The sequence below is a fragment of the Halomonas sp. AOP43-D1-4 genome (assembly GCF_052446175.1).
GTDB lineage: Bacteria > Pseudomonadota > Gammaproteobacteria > Pseudomonadales > Halomonadaceae > Vreelandella > Vreelandella citrativorans.
In genome coordinates this window covers 43,045-66,660 of the sequence record NZ_JBQSVY010000002.1, presented here as the reverse complement: position 1 = coordinate 66,660, position 23,616 = coordinate 43,045, and the positions used below count along the sequence as shown (strand labels likewise).

Annotated in this window: 22 protein-coding genes; 13 read left to right on the top strand and 9 right to left on the bottom strand. The window is 53.9% G+C overall.

Features of this window, described 5'->3' with window-relative positions; all coding sequences use genetic code 11:
• The first annotated feature begins 69 nt into the window (after nucleotides 1-69).
• The 12 genes from ACT3RQ_RS02205 (at nucleotide 70) to ACT3RQ_RS02150 (ending at nucleotide 13,378) form a co-directional block, all read left to right on the top strand.
• Nucleotides 70-867, top strand: a complete 798-nt coding sequence (locus ACT3RQ_RS02205) for an IclR family transcriptional regulator (protein WP_444679909.1) — start codon at nucleotides 70-72, stop codon at nucleotides 865-867.
• On the top strand, nucleotides 867-2,393 hold the full coding sequence (locus ACT3RQ_RS02200) for a class I adenylate-forming enzyme family protein (protein WP_444679908.1): 1,527 nt from the start codon (nucleotides 867-869) through the stop codon (nucleotides 2,391-2,393). The genes ACT3RQ_RS02205 and ACT3RQ_RS02200 overlap by 1 nt, the downstream gene beginning before the upstream one ends.
• 2 nt (nucleotides 2,394-2,395) lie before the next feature.
• Entirely contained in the window at nucleotides 2,396-3,166 is a 771-nt protein-coding gene (locus tag ACT3RQ_RS02195) for a citryl-CoA lyase (RefSeq protein WP_444679907.1), read from the top strand.
• A gap of 4 nt (nucleotides 3,167-3,170) precedes the next feature.
• Complete coding sequence (locus tag ACT3RQ_RS02190; RefSeq protein WP_193055250.1) at nucleotides 3,171-3,884, top strand: SDR family NAD(P)-dependent oxidoreductase; 714 nt, start codon at nucleotides 3,171-3,173, stop codon at nucleotides 3,882-3,884.
• Between the two features lie 65 nt (nucleotides 3,885-3,949).
• Nucleotides 3,950-4,942, top strand: coding sequence for a Bug family tripartite tricarboxylate transporter substrate binding protein (locus tag ACT3RQ_RS02185; RefSeq protein ID WP_444679906.1), 993 nt, complete (start codon nucleotides 3,950-3,952; stop codon nucleotides 4,940-4,942).
• 66 nt (nucleotides 4,943-5,008) lie between these two features.
• Nucleotides 5,009-5,539: a tripartite tricarboxylate transporter TctB family protein gene (locus ACT3RQ_RS02180; protein ID WP_444679905.1), complete on the top strand. Its 531-nt coding sequence runs from the start codon at nucleotides 5,009-5,011 to the stop codon at nucleotides 5,537-5,539.
• 5 nt (nucleotides 5,540-5,544) lie between these two features.
• Entirely contained in the window at nucleotides 5,545-7,053 is a 1,509-nt protein-coding gene (locus ACT3RQ_RS02175) for a tripartite tricarboxylate transporter permease (RefSeq protein ID WP_193055424.1), read from the top strand.
• Nucleotides 7,054-7,078: 25 nt separating this feature from the next.
• On the top strand, nucleotides 7,079-7,894 hold the full coding sequence (locus ACT3RQ_RS02170; protein WP_444679904.1) for an SDR family NAD(P)-dependent oxidoreductase: 816 nt from the start codon (nucleotides 7,079-7,081) through the stop codon (nucleotides 7,892-7,894).
• A gap of 618 nt (nucleotides 7,895-8,512) precedes the next feature.
• Entirely contained in the window at nucleotides 8,513-9,928 is a 1,416-nt protein-coding gene (locus ACT3RQ_RS02165) for an ethanolamine ammonia-lyase subunit EutB (protein ID WP_444679903.1), read from the top strand.
• The gene (gene eutC, locus ACT3RQ_RS02160) at nucleotides 9,918-10,769 is read left to right on the top strand and encodes an ethanolamine ammonia-lyase subunit EutC (protein WP_444679902.1); all 852 of its coding nucleotides are present in this window, start codon (nucleotides 9,918-9,920) and stop codon (nucleotides 10,767-10,769) included. The genes ACT3RQ_RS02165 and eutC overlap by 11 nt, the downstream gene beginning before the upstream one ends.
• A gap of 116 nt (nucleotides 10,770-10,885) precedes the next feature.
• On the top strand, nucleotides 10,886-12,640 hold the full coding sequence (gene aceK / locus ACT3RQ_RS02155) for a bifunctional isocitrate dehydrogenase kinase/phosphatase (RefSeq protein ID WP_444679901.1): 1,755 nt from the start codon (nucleotides 10,886-10,888) through the stop codon (nucleotides 12,638-12,640).
• Nucleotides 12,641-12,664: 24 nt separating this feature from the next.
• A complete protein-coding gene (locus tag ACT3RQ_RS02150; protein ID WP_444679900.1) occupies nucleotides 12,665-13,378 on the top strand; it encodes an SIR2 family NAD-dependent protein deacylase in 714 nt (237 codons plus the stop codon).
• A 4-nt stretch (nucleotides 13,379-13,382) separates the two neighbouring features.
• Here ACT3RQ_RS02150 and bioA read toward each other — a convergent pair whose 3' ends face one another.
• Genes bioA through bioB form a run of 6 tightly spaced genes read right to left on the bottom strand, consistent with a single transcriptional unit; the run spans nucleotide 13,383 to nucleotide 19,040 of the window.
• Nucleotides 13,383-14,672, bottom strand: a complete 1,290-nt coding sequence (gene bioA / locus ACT3RQ_RS02145; protein WP_444679899.1) for an adenosylmethionine--8-amino-7-oxononanoate transaminase — start codon at nucleotides 14,670-14,672, stop codon at nucleotides 13,383-13,385.
• On the bottom strand, nucleotides 14,669-15,358 hold the full coding sequence (gene bioD, locus ACT3RQ_RS02140; protein ID WP_444679898.1) for a dethiobiotin synthase: 690 nt from the start codon (nucleotides 15,356-15,358) through the stop codon (nucleotides 14,669-14,671). The genes bioA and bioD overlap by 4 nt, the downstream gene beginning before the upstream one ends.
• Complete coding sequence (locus tag ACT3RQ_RS02135) at nucleotides 15,355-16,146, bottom strand: methyltransferase domain-containing protein (RefSeq protein WP_444679897.1); 792 nt, start codon at nucleotides 16,144-16,146, stop codon at nucleotides 15,355-15,357. Before ACT3RQ_RS02135 ends, bioD begins: the two co-directional genes overlap by 4 nt.
• The gene (locus ACT3RQ_RS02130) at nucleotides 16,143-16,859 is read right to left on the bottom strand and encodes an alpha/beta fold hydrolase (protein WP_444679896.1); all 717 of its coding nucleotides are present in this window, start codon (nucleotides 16,857-16,859) and stop codon (nucleotides 16,143-16,145) included. The genes ACT3RQ_RS02135 and ACT3RQ_RS02130 overlap by 4 nt, the downstream gene beginning before the upstream one ends.
• The gene (gene bioF, locus ACT3RQ_RS02125) at nucleotides 16,856-18,001 is read right to left on the bottom strand and encodes an 8-amino-7-oxononanoate synthase (protein WP_444679895.1); all 1,146 of its coding nucleotides are present in this window, start codon (nucleotides 17,999-18,001) and stop codon (nucleotides 16,856-16,858) included. The genes ACT3RQ_RS02130 and bioF overlap by 4 nt, the downstream gene beginning before the upstream one ends.
• Complete coding sequence (bioB, locus tag ACT3RQ_RS02120) at nucleotides 17,988-19,040, bottom strand: biotin synthase BioB (protein WP_444679894.1); 1,053 nt, start codon at nucleotides 19,038-19,040, stop codon at nucleotides 17,988-17,990. Before bioB ends, bioF begins: the two co-directional genes overlap by 14 nt.
• A 169-nt stretch (nucleotides 19,041-19,209) precedes the next feature.
• Between bioB and ACT3RQ_RS02115 the strand changes: the two genes are divergently transcribed.
• Nucleotides 19,210-19,968 carry a tRNA-uridine aminocarboxypropyltransferase gene (locus tag ACT3RQ_RS02115; protein ID WP_193055263.1) on the top strand — a complete coding sequence of 253 codons (759 nt, stop codon included), beginning with the start codon at nucleotides 19,210-19,212 and terminating at the stop codon, nucleotides 19,966-19,968.
• On the opposite strand, the gene ACT3RQ_RS02110 is transcribed toward ACT3RQ_RS02115, so the two are convergent.
• From ACT3RQ_RS02110 to ACT3RQ_RS02100, 3 genes are read right to left on the bottom strand one after another with little or no spacing between them, the layout of a single operon-like run.
• A complete protein-coding gene (locus tag ACT3RQ_RS02110; RefSeq protein ID WP_444679893.1) occupies nucleotides 19,965-20,870 on the bottom strand; it encodes a DMT family transporter in 906 nt (301 codons plus the stop codon). The two genes, ACT3RQ_RS02115 and ACT3RQ_RS02110, sit on opposite strands and share 4 nt — an antisense overlap.
• The gene (locus tag ACT3RQ_RS02105; RefSeq protein WP_444679892.1) at nucleotides 20,867-22,120 is read right to left on the bottom strand and encodes a TraB/GumN family protein; all 1,254 of its coding nucleotides are present in this window, start codon (nucleotides 22,118-22,120) and stop codon (nucleotides 20,867-20,869) included. The genes ACT3RQ_RS02110 and ACT3RQ_RS02105 overlap by 4 nt, the downstream gene beginning before the upstream one ends.
• A 39-nt stretch (nucleotides 22,121-22,159) precedes the next feature.
• A complete protein-coding gene (locus ACT3RQ_RS02100) occupies nucleotides 22,160-23,608 on the bottom strand; it encodes a TrkH family potassium uptake protein (RefSeq protein ID WP_444679891.1) in 1,449 nt (482 codons plus the stop codon).
• Between the last annotated feature and the right edge of the window lie 8 nt (nucleotides 23,609-23,616).

Here is a 23,616-nt window from a genome sequence, read left to right as displayed (position 1 = left end):
GGTTAATACAAACGTAAACTACCCTGAACTACCTTTTTATGAATAATAAAATATAAAAGGTAAGAATTAATGCGGGTCAAAACGCCGTTACCATCCAATAAAGTGGCTCAGTCCTCCTTGTCCAAAGGATTAGCCTTATTAACTGCAGTGGCAGAGAAAGGCTCAGAGGGAGTTAATTTAAGCGAGGCTTCCACGAAAGCTGGAATAAATATCTCAACAGCTCATAGATTGCTGAATGCCTTAGTTGAAGAAAATTTCATTAGCCTTGACCCTTATTCCAAGCTCTACCATTTAGGGCTTATGCCTTATGAAATTGTTGAGCGTGCTGGATCTGATGTTGCTTTCCTTGAGCTACGCCGAAAATTACATTCAACCTTATTAGCTATACAGGCGGAGGTTGATGGAATTATTTGTCTTTCTGTTCCATCTCGAGGCGAATCATTATGTATCGACCTTGTTTCTGGTAGCTCTCATATAACGATCAATACTTTAAAAATCGGTGCGAGACGCCCACTCGGCGTTGGCGCTGCCAGCCTCGCACTGCTTGCCAGCCTCTCCGACGAAGAGAGAGAAAAAGTCATCGTATCCGAGGCAGAGCGATATCTAAGATATGGCTGTATGACAGCTGAAATCGCACGCTATGCAGTAAGTCTTTTCGATTCTCAAGGCTACGTTTTCAATAATGCCTACGTCATTCCAGATATCGGTGCGATTGCATTACCACTGTTCTCAGAAAATTCGTTGATTGGCGCTATCTCCGTAACAACCACTATTTCTCGATTAAGCAAAGAGCGGCGAGAGCAAATTGCGGCGATGATTTGTGCTGCCGTCAAACGTGAAGGTATGCAAGTTACAAGGAGACACTGATGTACCCAATTGACTTTTTTTATAGGCAAGTACTTAAAGATGAAAATCGTATAGCAGCTGAGTTTGAAAACGAAAAAATCACTTATAGAGAATTAAAGAATAAATCGGATGCTTTAGCTGCGGCGTTTCAGGATATCGACTCGACTCCGGGTTCCAGAGTTGGCATTTGTTGCTTCAATCATATCGACCACTTAATCGCTTGGCTGGCTGTGCTAGCCGCGGGGAAAGTGTGGGTTCCTCTTTATCCAAAAAATAGGGAGACGGAAATTTGTCAATCGATTGAATTCACAGAAATGTCGATTGTTGTTGTGGATGAGGATAGCCATCACTTAGTCAAGAATGGCGGAGCTAAGATTCTTATTGCGAGCGCAGAAGAAGGGCAGACTTCATTAGCCAAATTGATCCGAAAATATGAAGGAAAGAAACCGACCTTTCACCTTTTACCACTTCATGAAACACAAGCAATTAAGTTCACTGGAGGTACTACTGGTAAACCAAAGGGAGTAATGCAGCCTTACCGTGCTTGGAACACGAATATCGTTACACAGATCTTGGCGTGGGACATGCAAGAGGGCGATCGATATCTCGCAGCGGCACCAATCACGCATGGAACCTCGACATATATTTTACCGACGCTAGCAACCGGAGGCACTATCGTCATTTTGGACCAGCCTCGACCAAAAGAGACGCTTCATTATTTACTAACGAGCGATATCACTACCACTTTTTTACCGCCGACAGTTCTTTACTTGATGATGCAGATACCTGAAGCCAAAGAGGGAAGTTACGATCGGCTAAGAAACCTTGTTTATGGATCGGCACCGATGCGATCAGAGGCTATTGCTGATGCTCAAAAAATATTCGGGCCTTGTATAGCTTCAAATTATGGTCAGACGGAGGCGCCGCAGATCGCCACTATGATAACTGCACAAGACCTGCTTCGCCCCGAAAAACGGGCCTCTGTTGGTCGTGAAACCATTCTTTCGAAAGTTGGCATTATCGATGAAAGCGGTAATTTGCTTCCCGCTGGATCTAATGGAGAGATCGTTCTGCGAGGTGACCTCCTCATGACCGGCTATTGGCGTCAGCCAGATAAAACTGCTGAGACTTTAGTTGATGGATGGCTTCGTACTGGTGACCTTGGCTTTGTCGATGATGAGGGTTTTCTTTTCATTAAAGGGCGATCGAAGGACGTCATCATCACAGGAGGCTTCAACGTCTACCCAATCGATATAGAGCCGGCTATCGCTGAGCATGAGGCGATTATAGATTGTGCTGTCTTCGGCGTACCTGATGATAAATGGGGGGAGGCTGTCCATGCCGCTGTTGAATTACGTGATGGAGTTCAGGTGGAGCCTAATGAAATTATTGCATTCATTAAGGAAAAACTTGGGTCGGTAAAGACCCCCAAATCTCTTGTTGTCTACGATCGTCTACCCCGCAACGCGTATGGAAAGCTTCAGAAGCAGACGCTCATTGATGACTATATAAAGTCGGCCAAAGCCGGCAAACAAAAGGATACATAATTATGGTCTTTAAAACGCCTACCACTTCTCTAAGCCGACATACTCCTACAGCGGTCTTTTATCGGGAAAAAAACCTCGTTGAAGATATGCTCAAGTCCGGCTCTCAATCTGATTTCGTTTCCGTGATGATGGAACATATCCTTGGCCGTCAAATTAAGCCTGAGGAGCAGCGAGTAATGAATGCTGTTCTAATCACCATGATGGAGCATGGCTTTACGCCTAGCGCCATAGCAACGCGTTCCGTCTACATGAGCGCACCTGAAAACTTACAAGGGGCCGTAGCTGCAGGGCTTTTAGCAATCGGAAGCCAGTTTGTCGGGACCGTGGAAAACAATGCGCGCTTATTAGCCAGCCTTGCCTCATTAGAGGGCGAAGAACGCAGAACATACGCTAAAGAGATCGTCAATGAATATCGAGGCCGAAAAGCACACATCCCAGGCTTCGGGCATCACCTACATTATCCTGACGATCCTCGGGCAAAACGGCTTATAGAAATAGGTCAAGAAAATGGGTTCTCAGGAAAGTATATCGAATCCCTCCATCTTCTTTCCGAAGTTATTGATGAAATCACGGGGCGGCACATTACTATCAACGCGACTGGCGCAACAGCCGCACTGCTTGGCGAAATGGGTATTCCTGTAGATCTGATGCGAGGCTTCTCTGTTATTGGGCGCACCGCCGGTCTGGTTGCCCATATTGCGGAAGAGCAGCAACGCCCTTCAGGCCGATATATCTGGGACCTCGTCGATAAATCTATACCCTACGAGGATTAAAGAAATGTCCAATTATGTACTTATTACAGGCGGCTCAAGGAACATAGGTGGTGCGATAGCGAAACGCCTTTCTGAGGATGGACTGCGTGTTGTTGTGGTAGATCGGATTCAACCTGAACATGAATACGCAGAGAAATTTATTGAGGTCGATCTCGCGGATGCCATAGCGACAGAGAACAAAATCATCGAATTTACCGCTACTCATAGCGTACTTCGGCTAGTCAATAATGCCGGTATCGTTATGCCTTCTGCGATTGAAGATACCGAGCTTGATAGCATTGAGAAAGTCGTTTCCATCAACCTGACAGCACCAATTTTATGTGCCAAGGCTGTTATTCCTGCAATGAAAAAGGCTGGTATAGGCCGCATTGTTAATATCTCTAGCCGCGCCGCTTTAGGTAAAGAAATGAGAACGGTTTATTCGATGACGAAGGCTGGGCTACATGGTTTAACGAAAACATGGGCACTCGAACTCGGACGACATGGTATCACTGTCAATGCGGTGGGCCCCGGCCCAATACGAACAAGTCTGTTTGAAGAGGTTAACCCGCCGGACGATCCACGCACGAAATCCATCATTGAGCGCGTACCTGTTGGAAGGCTAGGCACGCCAGATGATGTTGCTAATGCAGTAAGTTTTTTTGCATCCGAAAAATCAGGCTTTGTTACTGGGCAAGTACTTTACATCTGCGGAGGCATGACGATCGGCTCCGTATAAAGGTTTCCAGTTGCATTAGCACTGGAGAATCCCCGAGTGGGTACATTCATGCAGAGGAAAAAATAATGACAAAACTCTCGAAGACACTGTTGTCGTCCATTTTGGTCAGCACTTCACTCATGGCGTTCACATCGCAAGTGAACGCACAAGCAGAGGACTTTCCAACTAAGCGTATCAATATGATCGTTCCCTATAGTGCTGGTGGATCGACCGACATACTTGCTCGTCAAGTAGCAAGGGGTCTAACAAGCGTCCTTGATGAGACGGTGACCGTGGAAAACCGGGCCGGAGCCGGGGGCACGCTAGGAAGCACACAGGCTGCAATGGCAAACCCTGATGGATACACTCTCTTTATGGGAAACGTTTCATCTCATGGCATTGCGCCGGCTGTCTATAAAAACCTGCAATACGATGCGAAGAATGATTTTGATCCAATTATATATCTTCTTTCGATCCCGAATGTGATGGTGGTCTCTAATGAGAGCAATATTAATTCGGTAGAGGAATTTATTGATCAAGCCAATGAGCGAGAGATGAGATTCGCTTCGTCAGGAGTTGGAAGTTCAATTCATCTATCAGGGGAGATGTTTAAAGCACGTACGGGGGCTCGGATGACGCACGTACCATACCGTGGAAGTGGTCAAGCAATGCCAGCACTACTTTCTGGGGATGTTGACGTAATGTTCGAGAATATGCCTTCGGCTCTCCCGCAAATCCAATCAGGTGCAATCCGACCTCTGGCAGTCACGACGAGTGAGCGATCCGCAGCATTGCCTGATGTTCCCACACTTTCTGAGGCGGGTATTGCCGAACTTGAGGAATTTTCTGCCATTTCATGGTTCGGTCTATTTTCTCCAGCGGGAACAGATGATGCAGTGGTTACGAAACTTAACGAAGCAATGCAGGAAGTGATGCAGAGCGACGATTTTAAGGAATTCGCTAGGACGCGAGGGGCCACGATCGAAGGTGGCGAACCAGCAGACCTTGCTTCACATGTCGATCAAGAACTAGCTCAATGGAAAACGGTCGTCGATGAAGCCGGCGTGACCGTGGAGTAAGTATTTTAGAGCGGACGTGAAAATTTACGTCCGCTCCACTTCATTGGGTTTATAGAGGGCTTATCGATGAGCGACGACATTGAACAGAGACCCGAGGCTGTTGCTAAAAAAAGCATAAAAGATGCCATGCTTGGGGGGGGAATATTTGTGGCTTCAGTTCTCTTCGCTTGGGTTGTAATTCCTGCGGGAGTGGTTTCACCTGCTTCAGTAGAGCGGCTTCCTCTCTCTCCGGTCTTTCTACCTTACGTTTTAACCACATTAATTGGGATTTTTGGCTTGATCTACGGGATGCAGGCATCAATCGGCCTAGGGGTTCCTAAAGAGGAAAATGATGAGTCTACCCATTTAAGGCGTAGGTGGCCGTTACATATTTTATTAGTAGCCGCCTGTTTTTTTGCCTATTGCTTTTTAACTCTGTACCTCGGTATGTTGTTGATATCTATAATGGTTACAGGGTTTCTTATCTGGCTGGGTGGAGAGCGACGGCCTCTAATCCTAGTTTCAGTCTCAATCGGGCTTCCGCTAGTTCTTTATCTATTCTTTACGCTGTTTGCGCAGGTTCCGCTTCCGAAAGGCCTACTTGAAGGATGGATCTGACGATGATGTCAAACATCGCCGAGGGTATTACCCTTTTTTTCAGTCTCAGTAACTTTCTTGCTATAACGGTCGGGGTATTAGTTGGCGTGACAGTTGGGGCCATTCCTGGGCTAACTGCAACAATGGCTGTAGCGCTGGCTCTGCCTTTTACATTCTCGCTCGACCCTATCACTGGAATATTGCTTCTGATAGGAATCTATAAGGGAGGAATTTTCGGGGGATCAATTACCGCTATTTTGGTAAAAGCGCCTGGAACGCCAGCAGCAGCTTGTACAATCCTTGATGGCTACCCAATGGCTCGCAAAGGTAAAGCCGGAAAAGCGCTAAAGATAGCCTTATATTCCTCATGCACGGCAGATTTAATCTCCAATCTTGCTCTTATCTTCCTAGCCGGAACCATTGCAAGTTTCGCGTTAAAATTCGGACCTCCAGAGTATTTCTGGCTAATAGCTTTTTCTTTGACAATTGTAATCTCGATATCAGGATCATCTTTAATGAAAGGGTTGATGTCGGGAACTTTAGGTATCTTGGTTTCGACAATTGGGCTTGACCTTGTCTATGGAACCCAGCGCTTTACTTTTGACAATTTCAACTTAATGGGTGGTGTTAGCTACATTCCATTGCTTATTGGCCTTTTTGCTATTCCTGAGGTTATCGATTTTTATGTTCAAAAAATAATGCCGATTGCCGTTAAAGGGGCAGACCGAAGTCGAGTATCTATGCCTGAGTTTATTAAGTGCTTACCTACAATTATTCGCGGAAGCTTTATTGGCGTGATCATTGGTGCGATTCCAGGAACGGGGGCTACGGCTGCTGCTTTTCTTTCTTATGGTGAGGCAAAGAGAGTGTCCAGTCATCCGGAGAAGTTCGGCACTGGGGAAATTGTAGGTGTGGCGGCTTCGGAATCTGGCAACAATGGTGTCGCCGGGGCGACACTCATACCACTCTTAGCATTAGGGATACCTGGTGATGTTGTAACTGCCGTTATTTTAGGGGCTTTTATGCTTCACGGGCTAACGCCGGGGCCGCTACTCTTCCAAGATAACATAACCATAATATATGCAATCTTTGCAGGGATAATGCTGTCCTCACTCGTACTGCTTGTCGCCGGTAGTTTAGCAATACGCCATTTCGCAAAAATTGCGGACATCCCTCGGCACATTCTTTTGCCATCGGTTCTGCTTTTCTGCGTATTCGGAAGTTATGCCGTCCAAAATCAGATGTTTGATGTACTAATGATGTTTGCCTTTGGGCTTCTTGGCTTTGTAATGACTCGGATAGGGATGGCTTCAGCCCCCTTTCTCATCGGGTTCATCCTTGGACCCCTGTTCGAAGATAACTTAAGACGTTCCTATTTGATATCAGAAGACATATCCATCTTTTTCCGAAGCTGGATCTGCTGGTTTTTTATAGCGGCGGTCGCATTATCTCTTTTTATGGGGTTACGCCGGGAGTGGCTAGCGGCAAAAGCAGCGAAGTCCAGAGCCAGTAGCGCCCATTCTGACGGCATATGAAATGAATAAGAAAGGTGGATTAATAATGATAAAAGATCTAGAGGGTAAAGTTGTCTTAGTGCTTGGCGGTGGGTCAGTCGGCCCCGGCTGGGGGATTGGAAAAGCGATTTGTGTAAAGTACGCCGAGGCAGGTGCGATCGTCATTGTTGCAGATCGGGAATTATCTGCTGCGCAGGAAACCCTAGTACTCATTAAAAGTAGAGGCGGTCAAGGCCGGGCGGTTGAAATTGACGTTACAAAGGATGAGGACTTAACCGCAACTATATACAAAGTTATCGAGGCTTTAGGCCAGGTCGATATACTTTATTGTAATGTAGGGGTAGGAAAGGCTGGAGCCTCTGAACAGACATCTCCAGCAGACTGGCGGCGTATTAGCGATGCCAACCTCACTTCTCTTCATGTTGCTACCTCAGCAGTACTGCCCTCCATGCGTGAAAAGGCTAGTGGAGTTATCTTAACAACGTCTTCTATCGCCGCGGTTCGTGACGTTGGATATCCTCATCTTGCTTACGGTACCACCAAGGCCGCGGCTATTCATTTCATGCGGCTCTTGGCAATGGAAAATGCCTGCTATGGTATTAGAGCGAATACGATAATTGCTGGCTTAATTGACACACCGCGCATCGAAAAGACACTCGCTAATTCTTATGGAAAAAAAACTTCCGACGAAATGCGGGCTGCCCGAGCTATGCAATGCCCATTAGGCCGAATGGGAACAGGGTTTGATATCGCAGAAGCCGCTTTGTTTTTAGCTTCTGATAAAGCATCGTATATTTCTGGAACAGAAATATTAATTGATGGTGGGCTCTCTGCCACTGTGCAACAACCACCTATATTTTGAGTAACGCCTGACCGGCGGTCTGGCGAATAGTCTCACGGGCGTGCTGAACCCAACCTAATGGCATGAGGTTTTCTCCAGAGTTAGTGCGCCATACTGGCAGGAGGTTGGACAACTAACAGCGTTGAAGTCATTAGCCGTCTCAGTGTCGCGGTAAATACACCCGTGCCAAATGGATTGATGTGTTTCGTTCCCGTGGAATCAATGGCTTACATGACATCTGGCCGGCTGTAGAGTCGCACTGCTTGTCCCGGTGTCCTTTAAGATATGCATGGCATCCAACCCTATGTCATCCAGTCGACCATAAAAGTGTCCAATGTTAAGTTGATCGTGCTCATGTTGCTAGAAACTCAGGTTTGATCGTGTCCATAGGCATCAACGGCAAAGGCTTCCTGGATGCATCTTTTTATGCGTCAAGCACGTCGGCTAAGTGTATAGGTACCTCTCAAGTGTGGTGGTTGTGCCTTAAGCTAGTTTTTGTTTTTTAACGTTATTTTTTATTGTTTATTTACGGTTTTCTAAGATTCGATACTGAAAGATGAGTGATAGCGCTATGGTGTAAGTAGTAATGTCTATTCTGTAACGCCTAGCCGTTGGGAAAATAAATACTAGGTAAACCCCATGGCCCAGACCTTTCAAACGACAGTAGGCAGCCGCCATTATCGCTTTAAAAGCCTGACCGAACTGATGGCCAAAGCGACCCCCGCGCGTTCGGGTGATCGTTTAGCGGGTGTGATTGCCGAAAGCGCTGAGGAGCGCGTGGTGGCACAGATGGTGTTGGCGGAACTGCCGTTGACCACCTTCTTGAATGACGCACTGATCCCCTACGAACACGATGAAATCACCCGGCTGATTATCGATGAGCATGACGCCGAGGCCTTTGCGCCCCTTCGGCATTTAACGGTAGGGGATTTTCGTAACTGGCTACTCTCGGATCAGGCAACTTCAGAAGTGCTCACCGCCGTTCGCCCAGGCATTACGCCGGAAATGGCCGCGGCGGTCAGTAAGCTGATGCGCAATCAGGATCTGATTCTGGTGGGCAGAAAGTGCCGAGTTACCACGGCTTTTCGTAATACCATCGGCCTGCCCGGGCGGCTTTCTACCCGGCTACAGCCCAACCACCCGACGGACGATGTCACCGGCATTGCGGCGAGTATTCTGGATGGCCTGCTCTATGGCAGCGGCGACGCGGTCATCGGGATTAATCCGGCCACCGATAACGTGGCTCAAAGCGTGAAGCTGATGCGCTTAATGGATGACGTGATTCAGAAGTACCAAATTCCCACCCAATCCTGCGTGCTTACCCATGTGACCAACACGCTGGAAGCCATTGAGCAGGGCGCCCCGGTAGACCTGGTGTTTCAGTCGATAGGCGGCACTGAAGCCACCAACCGTAGCTTCGGGTTTGATTTAAGCACGCTGGCCGAAGCCGAAGCGGCTGCCCAGTCGCTTAATCGGGGCACGGTGGGGCGCAACGTCATGTACTTTGAAACTGGCCAGGGCAGTTCGCTCTCCGCGGATGCTCATCATGGGCTTGACCAGCAGACCTGCGAGGCGCGTGCCTATGCGGTGGCGCGCAAATTCAGCCCGTTGTTGGTCAATACGGTGGTGGGGTTTATCGGCCCCGAGTACTTGTTCGATGGTAAAGAGATCACCCGGGCTGGGCTTGAGGACCATTTCTGCGGCAAGCTTTTGGGCGTGTCCATGGGCTGTGATGTTTGCTACACCAACCATGCTGAAGCCGACCAGAACGATATGGACAACCTGCTGACCCTGTTGGGCGTAGCGGGCTGCAATTTCGTGATGGGCATTCCGGGGTCTGACGACATTATGCTCAATTATCAGACCACCTCGTTTCACGACGCGCTCTACGCCCGCCGCGTGCTTGGGCTAAAAGCCGCGCCGGAGTTTGAGCGCTGGCTTGATGAGATGCAGATTTTCAACGATGTGAAAACGCACACGCTAAACGACCAGGTGCCCGCCGCGTTCGCTAACAGCCTGCGCCACTTGCCCAGGGAGCCACGCCATGACGTCTAACCCAACGTCTATTGTTGTAGAGAACCCTTGGGAACGGCTGCGTGCATTTACCGATGCGCGTATCGGCTTGGGCCGGGCGGGCGTCAGCCTGCCTACCGGTAAGCTGCTGGAGTTTCAATTGGCCCACGCTCAGGCGCAGGATGCGGTGCATGCCCCGCTGGATGTCGAAGCGCTGGCTCAGCAGTTGCAAGAAGCCTTTGCGCTTGAACATGAGCCGCTGCGCTTGCACAGCCAAGTGGAGGGCCGCGCCATGTATCTCCAGCGCCCCGATGTTGGCCGCCGGTTAAATGATGATTCGCGGGAGCGCTTACACAATGCCCAAACGTCGCCATCACGCGTGGATCTGGCTGTGGTGATTGTCGATGGACTTTCTGCTCTGGCGGTCCAGCAGAACAGCCAGCCATTTTTAAAAGCGCTGTATCAGCAGTTTGAGCAGGACAACGCTGAGTGGCAGTTAGCGCCGCTCGCTATCGTCGAGCAGGGCCGGGTGGCGATTGGTGATGAAATTGGCGCGCTGCTCAATGCTGACGCAGTGCTGGTGATGATCGGTGAGCGGCCCGGGCTTAGCTCGCCGGATAGCCTGGGGCTTTACATGACCTGGGCGCCCGAGCCGGGGCTTAAGGATGACCGGCGCAACTGCATTTCCAACGTGCGCCCAGCGGGCTTGAACATGGCGGAGGCGGCCCGGCGACTCTTTTTACTGCTTAAAGACGCCCGTAAGCTGAAAGTATCGGGCGTTAAATTAAAAGATCGCAGTGAAGACGGCGTACTTGAAGACAAGGTACTTGAAGGCGACGCAGCCGCCCCGGGCGCAACGAAAAACTTTTTGATCGCTGATTAGCGCTTATGCCGCACGACGTGAAGAGGCTGCCCACTCACTCAATAAAGCGTCTTTGCTGAATGGCTTCATGGCGTTTCATCCTATAGGCTGATCAAAAAGCGACAAGAGTCCCGCTTGTGAACACCACGCCTGCCTATCGCTTGGCCGCGACCATTTTGCATGGCTTTGAAGCGTACCGAACCCGCTTTAAAGCCATTACCCTGGACGCTCAGCGCCGCTTTCAAGAAGGTGCCTGGCGGGAGAGCCAGCAAGCGTCCATTGCGCGGATTAATCTCTATCAGCAACAGGTGGATGACGCGGTTGAACGTCTCAAGCGTACATTTTCAAATGAGTTATTAACCCATTGCGAGGTCTGGCGTGAAGCGCGTAGCCACTATGCCGAGCTAATTCGTCCGCGGCGGGATGTTGAACTGGCCGAAACCTTTTTTAACTCGCTCTTTTGCGCCATTTTCAAGCATCGCCATATTCGCAATGAGTGGATGTTTGTGATCAGCTCACGAAAGAAGGCGGCGCAGCATTCAGGCATTGAGTTGTGCCGACGCCGTTCCATTGATGGGGATTGGCAGGCGGCCCTGCGCTGGGCACTGGAAGGCGCTGCCTTGCACAACCCGTTTGCCGATATGGCACGAGATACTCGCTTGGGTGCCGCGCTATTAAACAAAACGTTGCCAGACACTATATGGCAGGCAAAGGACGCCGCTATAGAGCTGCTTCACAGTGTTTTTTATCGCAATAAAGGGGCGTACCTGGTGGGGCGAATCACCGGCGGCGGGGAACAAGTACCACTGGTCTTGCCAGTACGCCACCAGGAGCATGCCGAACAGAACACTGAGGGCGTCCCCCGGCTTCATCTGGATACCGTACTGATTACGCCTGACGATGTAGCCATTATCTTCTCGTTCAGCCGGGCGTATTTTCAGGTGGATGTCGCGGTGCCGAATGAGTGTGTGGGTTATCTGCAGCGCTTAATGCCCCATAAGCCAGCCGGTGAGCTTTACGCGGCCATTGGCTTTTTTAAACATGGCAAAACCGAGTTCTTTCGCGCGCTTAATCAGCAGGTCGCCAAGCGTGAGGACGTGTTTATTATCGCCCCCGGCGTACGCGGGATGGTGATGGCCGTGTTTGTACTGCCAAGTGCGCGTACGGTATTCAAGATCATTAAAGACGAGTTCGATCCTGCCAAGGACGTGACACCTGATATCGTGCGCGAAAAGTATCATTTGGTGAAGCGCCACGACCGAGTAGGCCGCATGGCCGATACTCAGGAATTTTCTAACTTCACCGTGCATAACGATCATTTCGACCCGGAATGCTTGGCTCACCTGTTGGAAGTTGCCCCCTCTACCGTGTCGCTGAAAGGCGAGAAAGTCGTCATCAAACACTGTTATACCGAGCGCATGATGACGCCGCTGAATATCTATCTGGAGCAGTGTGACGATGAGGCGCAGTTAGCGGTGCTCAAGGACTATGGCGATGCCATAAAGCAGATGGCCGCCGCCAATATTTTCCCAGGCGATATGCTGCTCAAAAACTTTGGCGTTACGCGCCAGGGGCGGGTGATTTTTTACGACTACGATGAGGTGTGTTACCTCACCGAGTGCCACTTTCGCGCTATCCCGGCCTCAAGTGGTGACGATTACCTAAGAGGTGGAAATGAAAGCTTCTCCATTGGCCCGAACGATATCTTTCCCGAGGAGTTTGGCCCGTTCATGTTTGCCAACCCGGAGCGGCTGCGGGTGTTTAAACAGCTTCACCCGGAGCTGTTTGAGGTCCGATACTGGCAGGGCCTGCAGCAGGCCATTGTCGATGGCCGTATCATTGACGTGTACCCTTATGGGAACGAGCAGCGCTTTGTAGACGCTGAACAGTAACCGCGGTAAAGCAGCGAGGTAATCATGACGACAGCGCGCCATCTGGTGGTATTTACCGGCTCGGGGATCAGCGCCGAAAGTGGTATCAAGACATTCCGCGCAAGCGATGGCTTATGGGAAGACCACCCGGTTGAAGAGGTGGCAACGCCGCAAGGCTGGCAGCGCGACCCCCAGCGCGTACTGACGTTTTATGATCAGCGCCGAGAGCAGATTCGCAGCGCCCAGCCCAATGCCGCGCACAGGGCGCTGGCAAGCCTGGAGCAGGCGGGGTTCAAGGTTACCGTTATCACTCAAAATATTGATGACCTACATGAGCGGGCAGGTTCCAGCGATGTGATCCATTTGCATGGCGAAATTTTAAATGCCCGCTCCAGCGCGGATGAGCGCATGCGCTATCCGCTCGTTAAAGGCGGTATTGCGTTGGGTGATCTGTGCGATAAGGGCAGCCAGCTGCGCCCTGACGTGGTCTGGTTTGGCGAGGCCGTGCCGCTGTTTGAAGAGGCCTGCGAACTAGCCAGCCAAGCGGATTTTTTGCTGGTCGTCGGAACCTCGCTTGCGGTGATGCCCGCCGCCTCACTGCTCTCGTATATCGACTACGACACGCCCTGCGCACTGGTTGACCCGGATGCCGATGCCTTAAGCCCACCCGGTGTACTGGCGATTAATGCCACTGCCGGGGAAGGCGTGCCCGCGCTGGTAGAGCGCTGGAAAAGAGAAGGCGCGCTAACACTGCCTTAACGCTTTAGCCTGACAAGCGGGGTGACGATTTCAGAAACCAGGCCTTCATGACATCAGTAATGTGGGTTATCTGCTGTTCAGAGGTAATATAGGCGGGCATGGTATAGAGCCAGCGCCCAATCGGGCGTAGCCAAACACCCTGCTCGCGAGCAAATGTGGCAACGCCTGTTAACGCTGCTTCCGAGTGCGCTTCAATAACGGCTGTGGCGCCCAGTACGCGTACATCGGCAACCTCTGGGTGCGCCATGAGCGCTTGATCCTCCAGTAAGGCGCGGCACAGTAACCGGTTTAAGAGCGCTATTTTTCCAGGATAGTTTTCCTCTTCAAATACCGCCAGGCTTTCCAGCGCTACCCGGCACGCCAAGGGGTTGCCCATAAACGTTGGGCCGTGCATAAAAGCGTGCTGTGCGCTGTCACCGATAAAAGCGTCGTGAATGCGGTCGGTCGCAAGCGTGGCGGCGTGACCCAAATAGCCGCCAGTTAGCCCTTTGGAAAGCACCATGATATCCGGGGTAACGTTGGCGTGATCGGCGGCAAATAGTTTGCCGGTGCGGCCAAACCCCGTGGCAACCTCATCAAAGATCAGCACCACGTTAAATGCGTCACACAGGGCTCGGGCGCCGCGCAAATAATCCGGGGAGGTCATGTTCAGCCCGCCCGCAGCCTGCAGCAGCGGCTCCATCAGCAGCGCAGCAGTGTTCTGATGGTGACGCTCAAGCACCTCGCCTAGCGCATCTAAATCGGCGGCTACCTGCGCTTGCGTTGCGTTAAAAGGAGCGGTTGGCGCAGGCGCAAAATGGTGCTGGGGCAGCAGGCTTGAAAACAAGCTGTGCATGCCTTCCTCTGGGTCGCACACGGCCATGCAGCCCGTGGTATCTCCGTGATAGGCCTTCATTAGCGAGAGCATTTTGCGCTTTTTCGGTTGCCCGGTAAGCACGTGGTACTGCAGCGCCATTTTCATCGCTACCTCCATGCCTACCGAGCCGCTGTCAGAGTAGAAGACGTGATTAAGCCCGTCGGGCGTGACGCGCACCAGCTCACGCGCCAACTGGTCGGCGGGGTCATGGGTGAGCCCGCCGAGCATCACATGGCAGAGTGTTTCCGCCTGCTCGCGAATGGCCGCCACCAGGCGCGGATGGCCGTAACCGTGAATCATGCACCACCAGGAGCAGGTAGCATCCAGCAGGCGCTCGCCGCTTTCCAACTCAAAATAGGCGCCGCTACCGCCGACCACCCTGGGGGCGGGCGGTTGGGTTTTAAGGTGTGCGTAGGGGTGCCAGACTGGCGAGTTCATAATGCCTCCAGCGAGAGATAGCGGTGGGCGGTGGCCGCATCGGGCGTTGTCAAATGCGGCACAATGCCCAGGCAGGGCGCTGCCAGCCTGGCGTTAAGGTGGGCCATGTTGGCCGTGAAACGGGCAGTATCCGCCGCAAAGGCGGGGTCAATCACGCTGCCTGCCCAGCCCGCAAGCGTCAGACCGTCGGCGCGAATGGCATCGGCCGCTAAGCGGGCATGGTTCAGGCAGCCGAGCTTTAAACTAACCACCAGGATCACCGGCAGCCTCAGCGCGATGGCGATGTCGGCAAAATCCTCCTGTTCGTTGATTGGCACTCGCCAGCCGCCCGCACCCTCAATTAGAGTGAACGCCCTCGGCGTCTGGCCAAGGGTGTCGCGCAGCCAGTGGGCAACCTCAGACACGCTTAGCATCTGGCCTGCCTCCTGTGCGGCCAGGTGAGGTGCTATCGCAGGCTCAAAGGCCATTGGGTTAACCGTGGCGTAGTCAACTGGCGGTTCACACTGCTGCTGCAGTGCCAGCGCATCGCCATTGCGCAGCCCTTTCGTCGTTAGCGAGCTGCCAGAGGCGATGGGCTTAATCCCTAAGGTGCTCAACTGCTGGCATCGGGCGCTATAAAGAAGTGCGCTTCCGACCAGCGTTTTTCCCGCATCGGTGTCGGTACCGGTAACAAAAAAGCGCTTCATCGGGGTTTCTCCAGCTGCAGGTTCAGGCAGTGATAGCTGACCGGAAGCCCTTGGCGCTTACGAAGCTGCTCAAAGCGCGTGGCAGCCGCTGCCAGGTCCGCCCGGGTGAGCATGGCGTTGGGCCTGGCCACTTGTGCGCCAACCCCCTTGATGGAAGCCATAACGGCCTTGATGTCAGGATAAAAGAAGGTTTCCACGCGGGTCGCTTGGTGAGTGCAGCGCAGGCCGCTTTCGTGAATAGCATCGTTAACCAGGCGGTAGGAGGGCGTCGTTAACAGCGCGCTTGAGCGCTGCCAGGCGAAAGCCACTTCGACCAACGTGCCGGGTAATAGCGTACTGATGTACGCCAGGCCGCCTGGCGCCAGCACTCGATACAGCGACTGCATGACGGCCAGTGTGTCGCAGCACCACTGAATGGCCAGGTTGGAAAACACCAGGTCGAATAGGTGGCGAGGGGTGGGCAACGACTCGGCACTGCCTGGCTGCCAGGCGATGTGGTCGCCGTGGCGCGAGCGAGCGTGCTCCAGCATGCCCGGCGCAATGTCCAGCCCCGTGACGTGTCCATGGGGGTAGCGTTCGGCTAGCCGCTGCGACCAATAGCCAGTACCGCAGCCCAGGTCGAGTATATGGCTAGCCTCAGAGGGCAAGTCGTTCCATAGCGTTTCACCGATATGGCGTTGGGCGCTGGCCAGTGCATCGTATTGCGGTGCTGCCCGGGAAAAAGCGTGCGCCACTCGGGCCTGCCAGTCGGCGCTGGGCCGCCGTAACTGAGGGGGGATCGAACTCATGCCATTTCCCTGGCAGATAGCGCAGCAGCTTGAGCGGTGAGCAGTGACGCCAAACGCGCTGGCTGCGAGAGCATTGGGCAGTGGCCGCCGCGTTCAAGTGTTAGCGTCCGCTGGCACTCAATAGCGCTGATCAGTGGGTCATGCTCGCCCACCAGATGAACCACCGGGCACGGCGACGTGTTTAGGCGTCGACGATTATCCAGCGTGGCCAGCCAGTGAAGGCCTGCAGAAAGCGTGGTGCGGTCTGCCGGGGGCGTACTGCCAAGCAGGGCACGCAGCTGTGCGTGAACCTGATACGGAGCGGGCTCTCCTTGAGCCTGCCAGCGCAGAAAGTGACGCCACGCAGCATCGCCACGGTGCGCAAAGATGGCCTGGAAGTCGGCAAGCGCTGCTGACGTCGCGCTATCCGGCGTGCAGAACCTGGCACCTGCTCCCAGCAGTAGTAGCCCCTGGGGCGCAGGAAGATAATCAAGCAGCGCCGTCGCCAGCAGGCCGCCCAGCGACCATCCGACCCAAACCGCATCGCTGGGCAGACGGCTTGCCATGGCCGTGGCAAGCTCACTCAGGGAAGCGTTGGCAGGCAGTGCAGGAACCTCGCCGTAACCAGGCCAATCAACGGCGGCGACCTCGACGTTGGCGGGCCAGTAAGGGTGCAGCGGCCGCCAGATGCGCCGGTCAATTCCCCAGCCTGAAAGCAGTACCAGGCGCGTCATAATGCCTCCAAGTGGCAGGCCGCCAGCGTTTCGAGAAGCCGGTCGATATCACTACGCGAATGGCGAGCGCTGAGCGTAATGCGCAGGCGAGACTCATCTTTGGGCACGGTGGGTGGACGAATTGCGCCAACGTCAATCCCTGCTTGATACAGCTGTTCGGCCCACTGCAGCACGCGCGACTCGCCTCCCAGATACAGCGGTTGAATGGGCGTGCGCGATTCACCCAGCGGCAGGTTCAGCCGTAGAGCCTCTTCACGAAAGTAGTCTATATGACGCGCAAGGCGCAGGCGGTGCTCGGGCTCGCACTGGACAATCGCAAGCGCTTCCAGCGTCGCGGCGCTAACGCCGGGCGGCTGTGCGGTGGTATAGATATAGCTTCTAGCGAACTGGGTCAGATGATCGATCAACTGTGCATCGCCTGCAACAAACGCACCGGCCGTGCCCAGCGCTTTGCCCAGTGTACCGACCAGAATCGGCACCTGGTCACTTCCCCAGCGTGTGCCCGCACAGCCGCTGCCGTTATTGCCTATAACGCCAAGGCCGTGGGCATCATCAATCATTAGCCAGGCAGCATGCTGTTGGCTTACCCGCACCAGCGCTTCAATGTCGGCCACATCGCCATCCATGCTAAAGACACCGTCGCTAACCACTAGCTTGTGGGTACAGCGGCTGCGCGCCAGCAGGCGGCTCAAGTCGTCACTATCGTTATGGTGGTAGCGCCGTGAGCGGGCGCCGCTCAGCGCGCTTCCATCCAGCAGTGAGGCGTGATTGAGCCGGTCGTGAAAAATGGCCGTGTGGGTATCGGCAAGCGCCTGTAGCACGCCCAGGTTTGCCATATAGCCGGTGGAGAACAGCACGGCTCGCTCGCGGCCTGTCCAGGCTGCCAGGGCGTCTTCCAGGGCATCGTGAATCGCGTGGTGGCCGTTCACCAGATGCGATGCGCCAGCCCCGGCGCCAAATCGGCGAGCGCCTTCGGCTTGGGCAGCCTGAACGCGAGGGTCGGTTGCCAGGCCAAGATAGTCATTGTCTGCGAAGTTCACCAGGTGTGGCTGTCGGGTACGCCGAGTGCGCCACTGCTGGGCGTGCTGACGAACCGCTCGCGCATTGGCCAGACGTTGATGCCACGCCTCAGACACTGGCATCCACCGCAAGCTCAGCGACGCGCTGGTTAAGCTGCTGCTGAGCCAAGCGCTCACTTTGCGCGGCCTCGCTTTCACAGGTTTCGCGCGTTTCTGGATGCAGGCCTAGCTTGGCAAACAGGGCGCGGTCGCGGTCGGCCTGGGGGTTGCTGGTCGTTAACAGCTTGTCGCCGTAGAAGATGGAGTTGGCACCGGCCAGAAACGCCAGCGCTTGGGTGGATTCGCTCATCTGCTCGCGCCCGGCGGAAAGCCGTACATGGCTTTGGGGCATCATGATGCGCGCGACGGCAATGGCGCGTATAAACTCCAGCGGGTCGAGATCTTCCACGTTCTCAAGTGGCGTGCCGGGCACTTTGACCAACATGTTAATCGGCACCGATTCCGGGTGCGGGCTGAGTTTGGCCAGCTGTTGCAGCAGGGAGCTTCTATCCTGAGCACCTTCCCCCATGCCCAAAATGCCGCCGGAGCAGACCTTCATGCCCGCCTCACGAACAGTCGCCAGGGTTTCCAAGCGGTCACTGTAGGTGCGCGTGGTGATGATTTCGCCGTAGTAGTCGGGGGACGTGTCCAGGTTGTGGTTGTAGTAATCAAGCCCGGCGGTTGCCAAACGGGTAGCCTGTTGGTCGTTGACCATGCCCAACGTCATGCAGGTTTCAAGCCCCAGCGCCTTTACCTGGCGGACCATCTCTTCGACAACGAGCAGGTCCTTGTCCCGGGGGCTGCGCCAGGCTGCGCCCATGCAGAAACGGCTGGCGCCAGCTTGCTTAGCGGCCTGGGCCTGTTCCACCACCTTTTCGATTTCCAACAACTTCTCTTTTTCAAGTTGTGTGGTGTAGTGGCCCGATTGTGGGCAGTACTTACAGTCTTCGGGGCAGGCGCCGGTTTTAATCGACAGCAAGGTTGATACCTGGACCGCGTTAGGGTCGAAATGCGCTCGGTGTACCTGCTGAGCCTGGAACAGCAAATCGTTAAACGGCAGGGCAAACAGGGCGTTGATTTCTTCAAGCGTCCAGTCATTGCGTGGGGCAGCGGTCGCGATCATTGGTAAACCATTTTTATATAAAAAGTTGACGAGACTCTAGCGACGAAGCGTTTGTCATGTCAACTATGAAGATTAAAAAGGTTTACGGTGGTGATGGATTCGTCAACGATCAAGCACTGCTTTATACTCTGCGCCCTTTTTCATCCTGTTGACGACCTTTGGAGCGCGGATGCCTGCCTCAACTGAATGTGATTCTGTCACTGGTCATCCTCGCCCACCGCGTCGAGAGTTCAAGGCGCGGGGCAGTTTTGTCATACGCTGTGAGGGCTGTAATTTGCCCGCGCTAAACTGCCTTTGCCCGTACCAGGTGAAGGCTGAAAGCCATGCCCAGGTATGGCTGCTGACGCATCCGTTGGAGCACTATAAGCCGACCAATACGGGCCGGTTGATAGGGGATGTGCTGGCGCAAACGCAGGTATTTACCTGGTATCGGACGGCGCCGGATGCGCAGTTAACCGAGCTTTTGGCAGACCCGCGCTACGTGCCCTTTGTTATCTTCCCGGATGACCAGCCCGATTATGCTGACCGGGTGGTGGGAATGGACGCCGTACACAGCGCCAAACAGGAATCACGTATTCCTGTGTTTATCATTCTGGATGGTACATGGCGGCAGGCACGGCGCATGTTTCGCAAGAGTGCGTACCTGGATGCGTTGCCGGTATTGCCGTTACATACCGAACGCGAAACCCGCTACCGGCTGCGTAAGCCCGCCTCGAAAGCGCATTTATGTACGGCAGAAGTGGCCATTGAGCTGTTGCGCCAAGGGGGCGACAACAACGCGGCGGCCGTGCTGGATGACTACTTCGATGTGTTTAACGATAGCTACGCCGCCAGCCGGTTCTACAAGAAAATTGCAGAACCCACTGAGGCAATGACGCGCCTGTTAGCACGAAAGGAAGGGGTTGAAGAGAGGGAAGAGCGTCGCTAGCGGGCAGCGCCGGGTAGCCAACGCAGGAGTATCTTGCGCACCCAGTACCAGCGGTTAATCAGCAGGGCGGTAAAAATTAGCCCGCAGCCGAGTAGCTGTAACGGCGCCATAACTTCGCCAAACCACCAGGCGGCAAATAATGCGGTCCATACCGCTTCCAGCATCAATACCACCGAGGCGTGGCTTGGCGTGGTCATTCCCTGGGCGGTAATTTGCAGGAAAAACCGCAGGGCGCTTGCCAATAGAACACTGGCCATAAACCAGCCCAGAATAGACGTGTTAAGCGCCACGGGCTGGCGCTCAAACATAAAGGACACCAGGGTTAGTACGGTGCCCACGGATAACAGCTGAAGTGTGGTGAGCGGTAGGGCGGCTACGTTTCGCACGACGCGGGTATTAATATTGATGAGTAACGCAAAGCAGAGTGCTGCGCAGACCATCAAAAGCTGGCTGGTTTCTACCTTGAAACCAGCATTAAGGGAGAGCAACGCGAAGCCCAGCAGGGCAACGGGCAGGGCGATCCAGGTGGTGCGTGGTGGTCTGTCGCCAAACAGCAGCTTGGCAACGATAGGCACCAGTAATATTCCCAGGCTATTGATAAACGCACTTTCGCCCAGGTGATTTGACGTCGCAAGCCCCATGATCCAGAAGCCAATGGCGCCGCTAAACAGAAAACCTACAAAAATACCGCGCCGAATACGCCGTGCTGGCATGGCGCTTAAGGTGGGCCAGGCAAAGCCCAGCAGGATGAGCCCAGCCAGTAAAAAGCGTGTGCCGATAAACAGCATCGGCGGCATACCGGCAAGCGCTTCCTTGGAGAAAATCCATCCGGCTGCCGCCAGTATGGTTACCAGCAGTAGCAAGGCATCCGCCTGCCAGGGCGAACGCTTAAGCGTACTCACGCCGCACCACTACCAAACAAGGCACCTGCGATTCGAAAGCCTGCGACCCAGGTGCCCACGGCTGAGCCGAGCGTGGCGAGGATAAACACCAGCAGCGTGCGCGACACCCGGTTTTTCCACCACCCTTTAAGGTGGGTGACATCCTGACGTAGCGAAGCGAAGTCGCGCACCTTGGGTTTGCGCATGTAAAGCTCCACCCCGGCGGCGACAAAACCGGCCCCAATCGTTGGGTTAAGCGAGGTAAGCGGTGCGGCAAAGAAAGTGGTAATAACGGTGACCGGGTGAGCAAGCGCAATAAGGGTCGCCCCGCCGGACAGAATCCCGTTGATCAAGAACCACTCCAGCACCAACTGCCAACCCAAATCGGTATTGCGTGAGAAGCCAATGGCAAAGCCGGTAATGACCAGCGCAGTAATCAGCCAAGGCAAGGCTTTCCAGAGTTTGGAGGGCGGCGGTGAAGCTTCCAGCGCTTCGCGTTCTACCGTTGGGTTCTCGGGTAATGGTGCTTCCAGGTGCTCAGCAGTGCCTTTCAGGTGGCCAGCACCCAGCACCACTAATACGTTCTTGAAGCGCCCAGGCGGCGCCTGTTCGGCAAGGCGTAGCACCATGTAGCGGTCGCGCTCGCGGATCAGCGGGGTGTAAAGGGCTTCCGATTCAGCGGCAAACTCGCTAAACGTGGCTTCCAGCATATCGCCTTCTTTTAGCTTTTCGATCTCTTCCTTGGATACGTCCTGGCGCGATAGTACGCTGCCAATTAGACCTGAAAAGAGTGAAAAGCGTTGCCACCAGGGCACGTTGCGGTAGATGCGCTTAAGCGTTATCCCGACATCGCGGTCAACCAGTAAAAGTGGCAGGTTACGGATACGGCACTCTTCAAGCGCGGCGCGCATCTCGGCACCTGGCTCAATGCCGGACTGCTCAGCGATGCGCTGTTGAAAAGCGCCCAGTGCCAGGCTTGCCGCGACCATGCCCGCTTTGCCTTGCTTGAATACCTGGAAAAGGTCCTGCTCACCCATGGCATCCGGGTTCGTCATGCTGTGATGGCGAGCGTCGCACAGCTCAATTGCTACGGCGTCATAAAGCCCGCTGTCAGCCAGCATTTTTACATCGTCAGCACTTTGTGCCGACACATGCGCCGTACCCAGCAAAGTGTAGGTAGTACCGCCCACGGTAACCGTTTTCAGCGGCCCGCTAGTGGCGGGTGGTGCGTCAGACGCCGTGGCTAGCGGGGTGGTGTCGTCTTGGGTCATTAGGTGTCTCAACTCAAATAGTAAACGGCATCATCCGAATTAGCGCCGCCAAAAAGCGGGCGTAAATAACACTAACACGGTAAAAATTTCCAGGCGGCCCAGCAGCATGGCAAGCACCAGTATCCATTTGGCAAGGTCAGGTAGCTCGCCGTAGTTGCCGCTGGCTTCTCCGAGTGCCGGGCCAAGGTTATTAAGCGCTGACCCCACGGTCGACCAGGCGGTGACCTGATCCACGCCGGTCGCCATAACGCCCATCAGCATTAAAAAGAACAGCATGACGTAGGCGGAGAAGAACCCCCAAACGGCCTGGGCGATGCTGTCGGGTACACTCACTTTGCCGACTTTAACCGCGATAACCGCATTGGGGTGGATCAAGCGCATAACCTCGCGCATGCCCTGCTTGAGAATCAGGATAATCCGGATGACCTTCATTCCCCCTGCTGTTGAGCCGGAGCAGCCGCCCACAAAAGCGGCAATAAACAGTAAAAAAGGGATAGCGCCAGGCCAGGCTGAGAAGTCGGCGACGGAAAAGCCTGCTGTGGTTGCGACGGACACCACCTCGAAAAGCGCGTAGCGCAAGCCGCTTAGCGTATCGTAGGTGTGTGTCAGCCACAGGGTAATCGCGGTAATCGTGACAAGTCCTGCCAGAAACAGCATTAAAAAGCGTGCTTCCGGGTCTTGGAAGTAGTGCAGCAAGCGCTTTTCACGCCACGCGATAAAGTGCAGGCTAAAACTGAACGCGGAAATGAGTATAAAAGCCGCGCAAATCAGCTCAATCGCTGCACTGTTGAAGTAACCGATACTGGCATCATGAGTAGAAAAACCGCCAATCGCCACGGTAGAGAAACTGTGCCCTATGGCATCAAACCAATCCATGCCGGCCAGCATATAGGCTACCGTGCAGGCCATGGTGAGGGTGGCGTAGATGTACCAAAGCGCTTTGGCCGTTTCGGTAATGCGTGGCGTTAGTTTGGAGTCTTTTAGAGGCCCTGGAATTTCGGTGCGGTAAAGCGCCATGCCGCCGACCCCAAGCGTAGGCAGAATCGCGACGGCCAGCACCACAATCCCCATCCCGCCAAGCCACTGCAACTGTTGGCGATAGTAGAGAATCGATTTGGGCAAAAAGTCGATCCCTGTAATCACCGTGGCGCCTGTCGTGGTCAGGCCTGAAAATGATTCAAACACCGCATCGGTAATGCTCAGCGACGTATCGCCAAACAGCATCAGCGGTAGCGAACCAAACAGCGCCAGAACCGTCCAGAACATCGCCGCGATTAAAAAACCATCACGGATGCGTAGCTCTTTGTGGGCACGGCGATTGGGTAGGTACAAGGTTAAGCCGGTGATCACCGTAATGGCGATACCGATCATAAATGCGTACCAGACCCCATCGCGAAACCACAGGGAAATCAAAATGGGGGGGAGCATCGTCAGGCTGAACAGCATCAGCAACAGCCCTAAAATGCGTAAAATGACCCGCAGACTCATGGTAGGTG

What these genes read in the sequence shown, in the direction of transcription:
- ACT3RQ_RS02180 (WP_444679905.1), top strand. Translation starts at nt 5,009, where the DNA reads ATGAGCGACGACATTGAACAGAGACCCGAGGCTGTTGCTAAAAAAAGC.
- ACT3RQ_RS02190 (WP_193055250.1), top strand. Translation starts at nt 3,171, where the DNA reads ATGTCCAATTATGTACTTATTACAGGCGGCTCAAGGAACATAGGTGGT.
- ACT3RQ_RS02175 (WP_193055424.1), top strand. Translation starts at nt 5,545, where the DNA reads ATGTCAAACATCGCCGAGGGTATTACCCTTTTTTTCAGTCTCAGTAAC.
- bioF (WP_444679895.1), bottom strand. Translation starts at nt 18,001, where the DNA reads ATGCCAGTGTCTGAGGCGTGGCATCAACGTCTGGCCAATGCGCGAGCG.
- ACT3RQ_RS02135 (WP_444679897.1), bottom strand. Translation starts at nt 16,146, where the DNA reads ATGAGTTCGATCCCCCCTCAGTTACGGCGGCCCAGCGCCGACTGGCAG.
- ACT3RQ_RS02205 (WP_444679909.1), top strand. Translation starts at nt 70, where the DNA reads ATGCGGGTCAAAACGCCGTTACCATCCAATAAAGTGGCTCAGTCCTCC.
- bioD (WP_444679898.1), bottom strand. Translation starts at nt 15,358, where the DNA reads ATGAAGCGCTTTTTTGTTACCGGTACCGACACCGATGCGGGAAAAACG.
- ACT3RQ_RS02200 (WP_444679908.1), top strand. Translation starts at nt 867, where the DNA reads ATGTACCCAATTGACTTTTTTTATAGGCAAGTACTTAAAGATGAAAAT.
- ACT3RQ_RS02165 (WP_444679903.1), top strand. Translation starts at nt 8,513, where the DNA reads ATGGCCCAGACCTTTCAAACGACAGTAGGCAGCCGCCATTATCGCTTT.
- eutC (WP_444679902.1), top strand. Translation starts at nt 9,918, where the DNA reads ATGACGTCTAACCCAACGTCTATTGTTGTAGAGAACCCTTGGGAACGG.
- bioA (WP_444679899.1), bottom strand. Translation starts at nt 14,672, where the DNA reads ATGAACTCGCCAGTCTGGCACCCCTACGCACACCTTAAAACCCAACCG.
- ACT3RQ_RS02100 (WP_444679891.1), bottom strand. Translation starts at nt 23,608, where the DNA reads ATGAGTCTGCGGGTCATTTTACGCATTTTAGGGCTGTTGCTGATGCTG.
- ACT3RQ_RS02195 (WP_444679907.1), top strand. Translation starts at nt 2,396, where the DNA reads ATGGTCTTTAAAACGCCTACCACTTCTCTAAGCCGACATACTCCTACA.
- ACT3RQ_RS02150 (WP_444679900.1), top strand. Translation starts at nt 12,665, where the DNA reads ATGACGACAGCGCGCCATCTGGTGGTATTTACCGGCTCGGGGATCAGC.
- ACT3RQ_RS02130 (WP_444679896.1), bottom strand. Translation starts at nt 16,859, where the DNA reads ATGACGCGCCTGGTACTGCTTTCAGGCTGGGGAATTGACCGGCGCATC.
- ACT3RQ_RS02105 (WP_444679892.1), bottom strand. Translation starts at nt 22,120, where the DNA reads ATGACCCAAGACGACACCACCCCGCTAGCCACGGCGTCTGACGCACCA.
- ACT3RQ_RS02170 (WP_444679904.1), top strand. Translation starts at nt 7,079, where the DNA reads ATGATAAAAGATCTAGAGGGTAAAGTTGTCTTAGTGCTTGGCGGTGGG.
- bioB (WP_444679894.1), bottom strand. Translation starts at nt 19,040, where the DNA reads ATGATCGCGACCGCTGCCCCACGCAATGACTGGACGCTTGAAGAAATC.
- ACT3RQ_RS02115 (WP_193055263.1), top strand. Translation starts at nt 19,210, where the DNA reads ATGCCTGCCTCAACTGAATGTGATTCTGTCACTGGTCATCCTCGCCCA.
- ACT3RQ_RS02185 (WP_444679906.1), top strand. Translation starts at nt 3,950, where the DNA reads ATGACAAAACTCTCGAAGACACTGTTGTCGTCCATTTTGGTCAGCACT.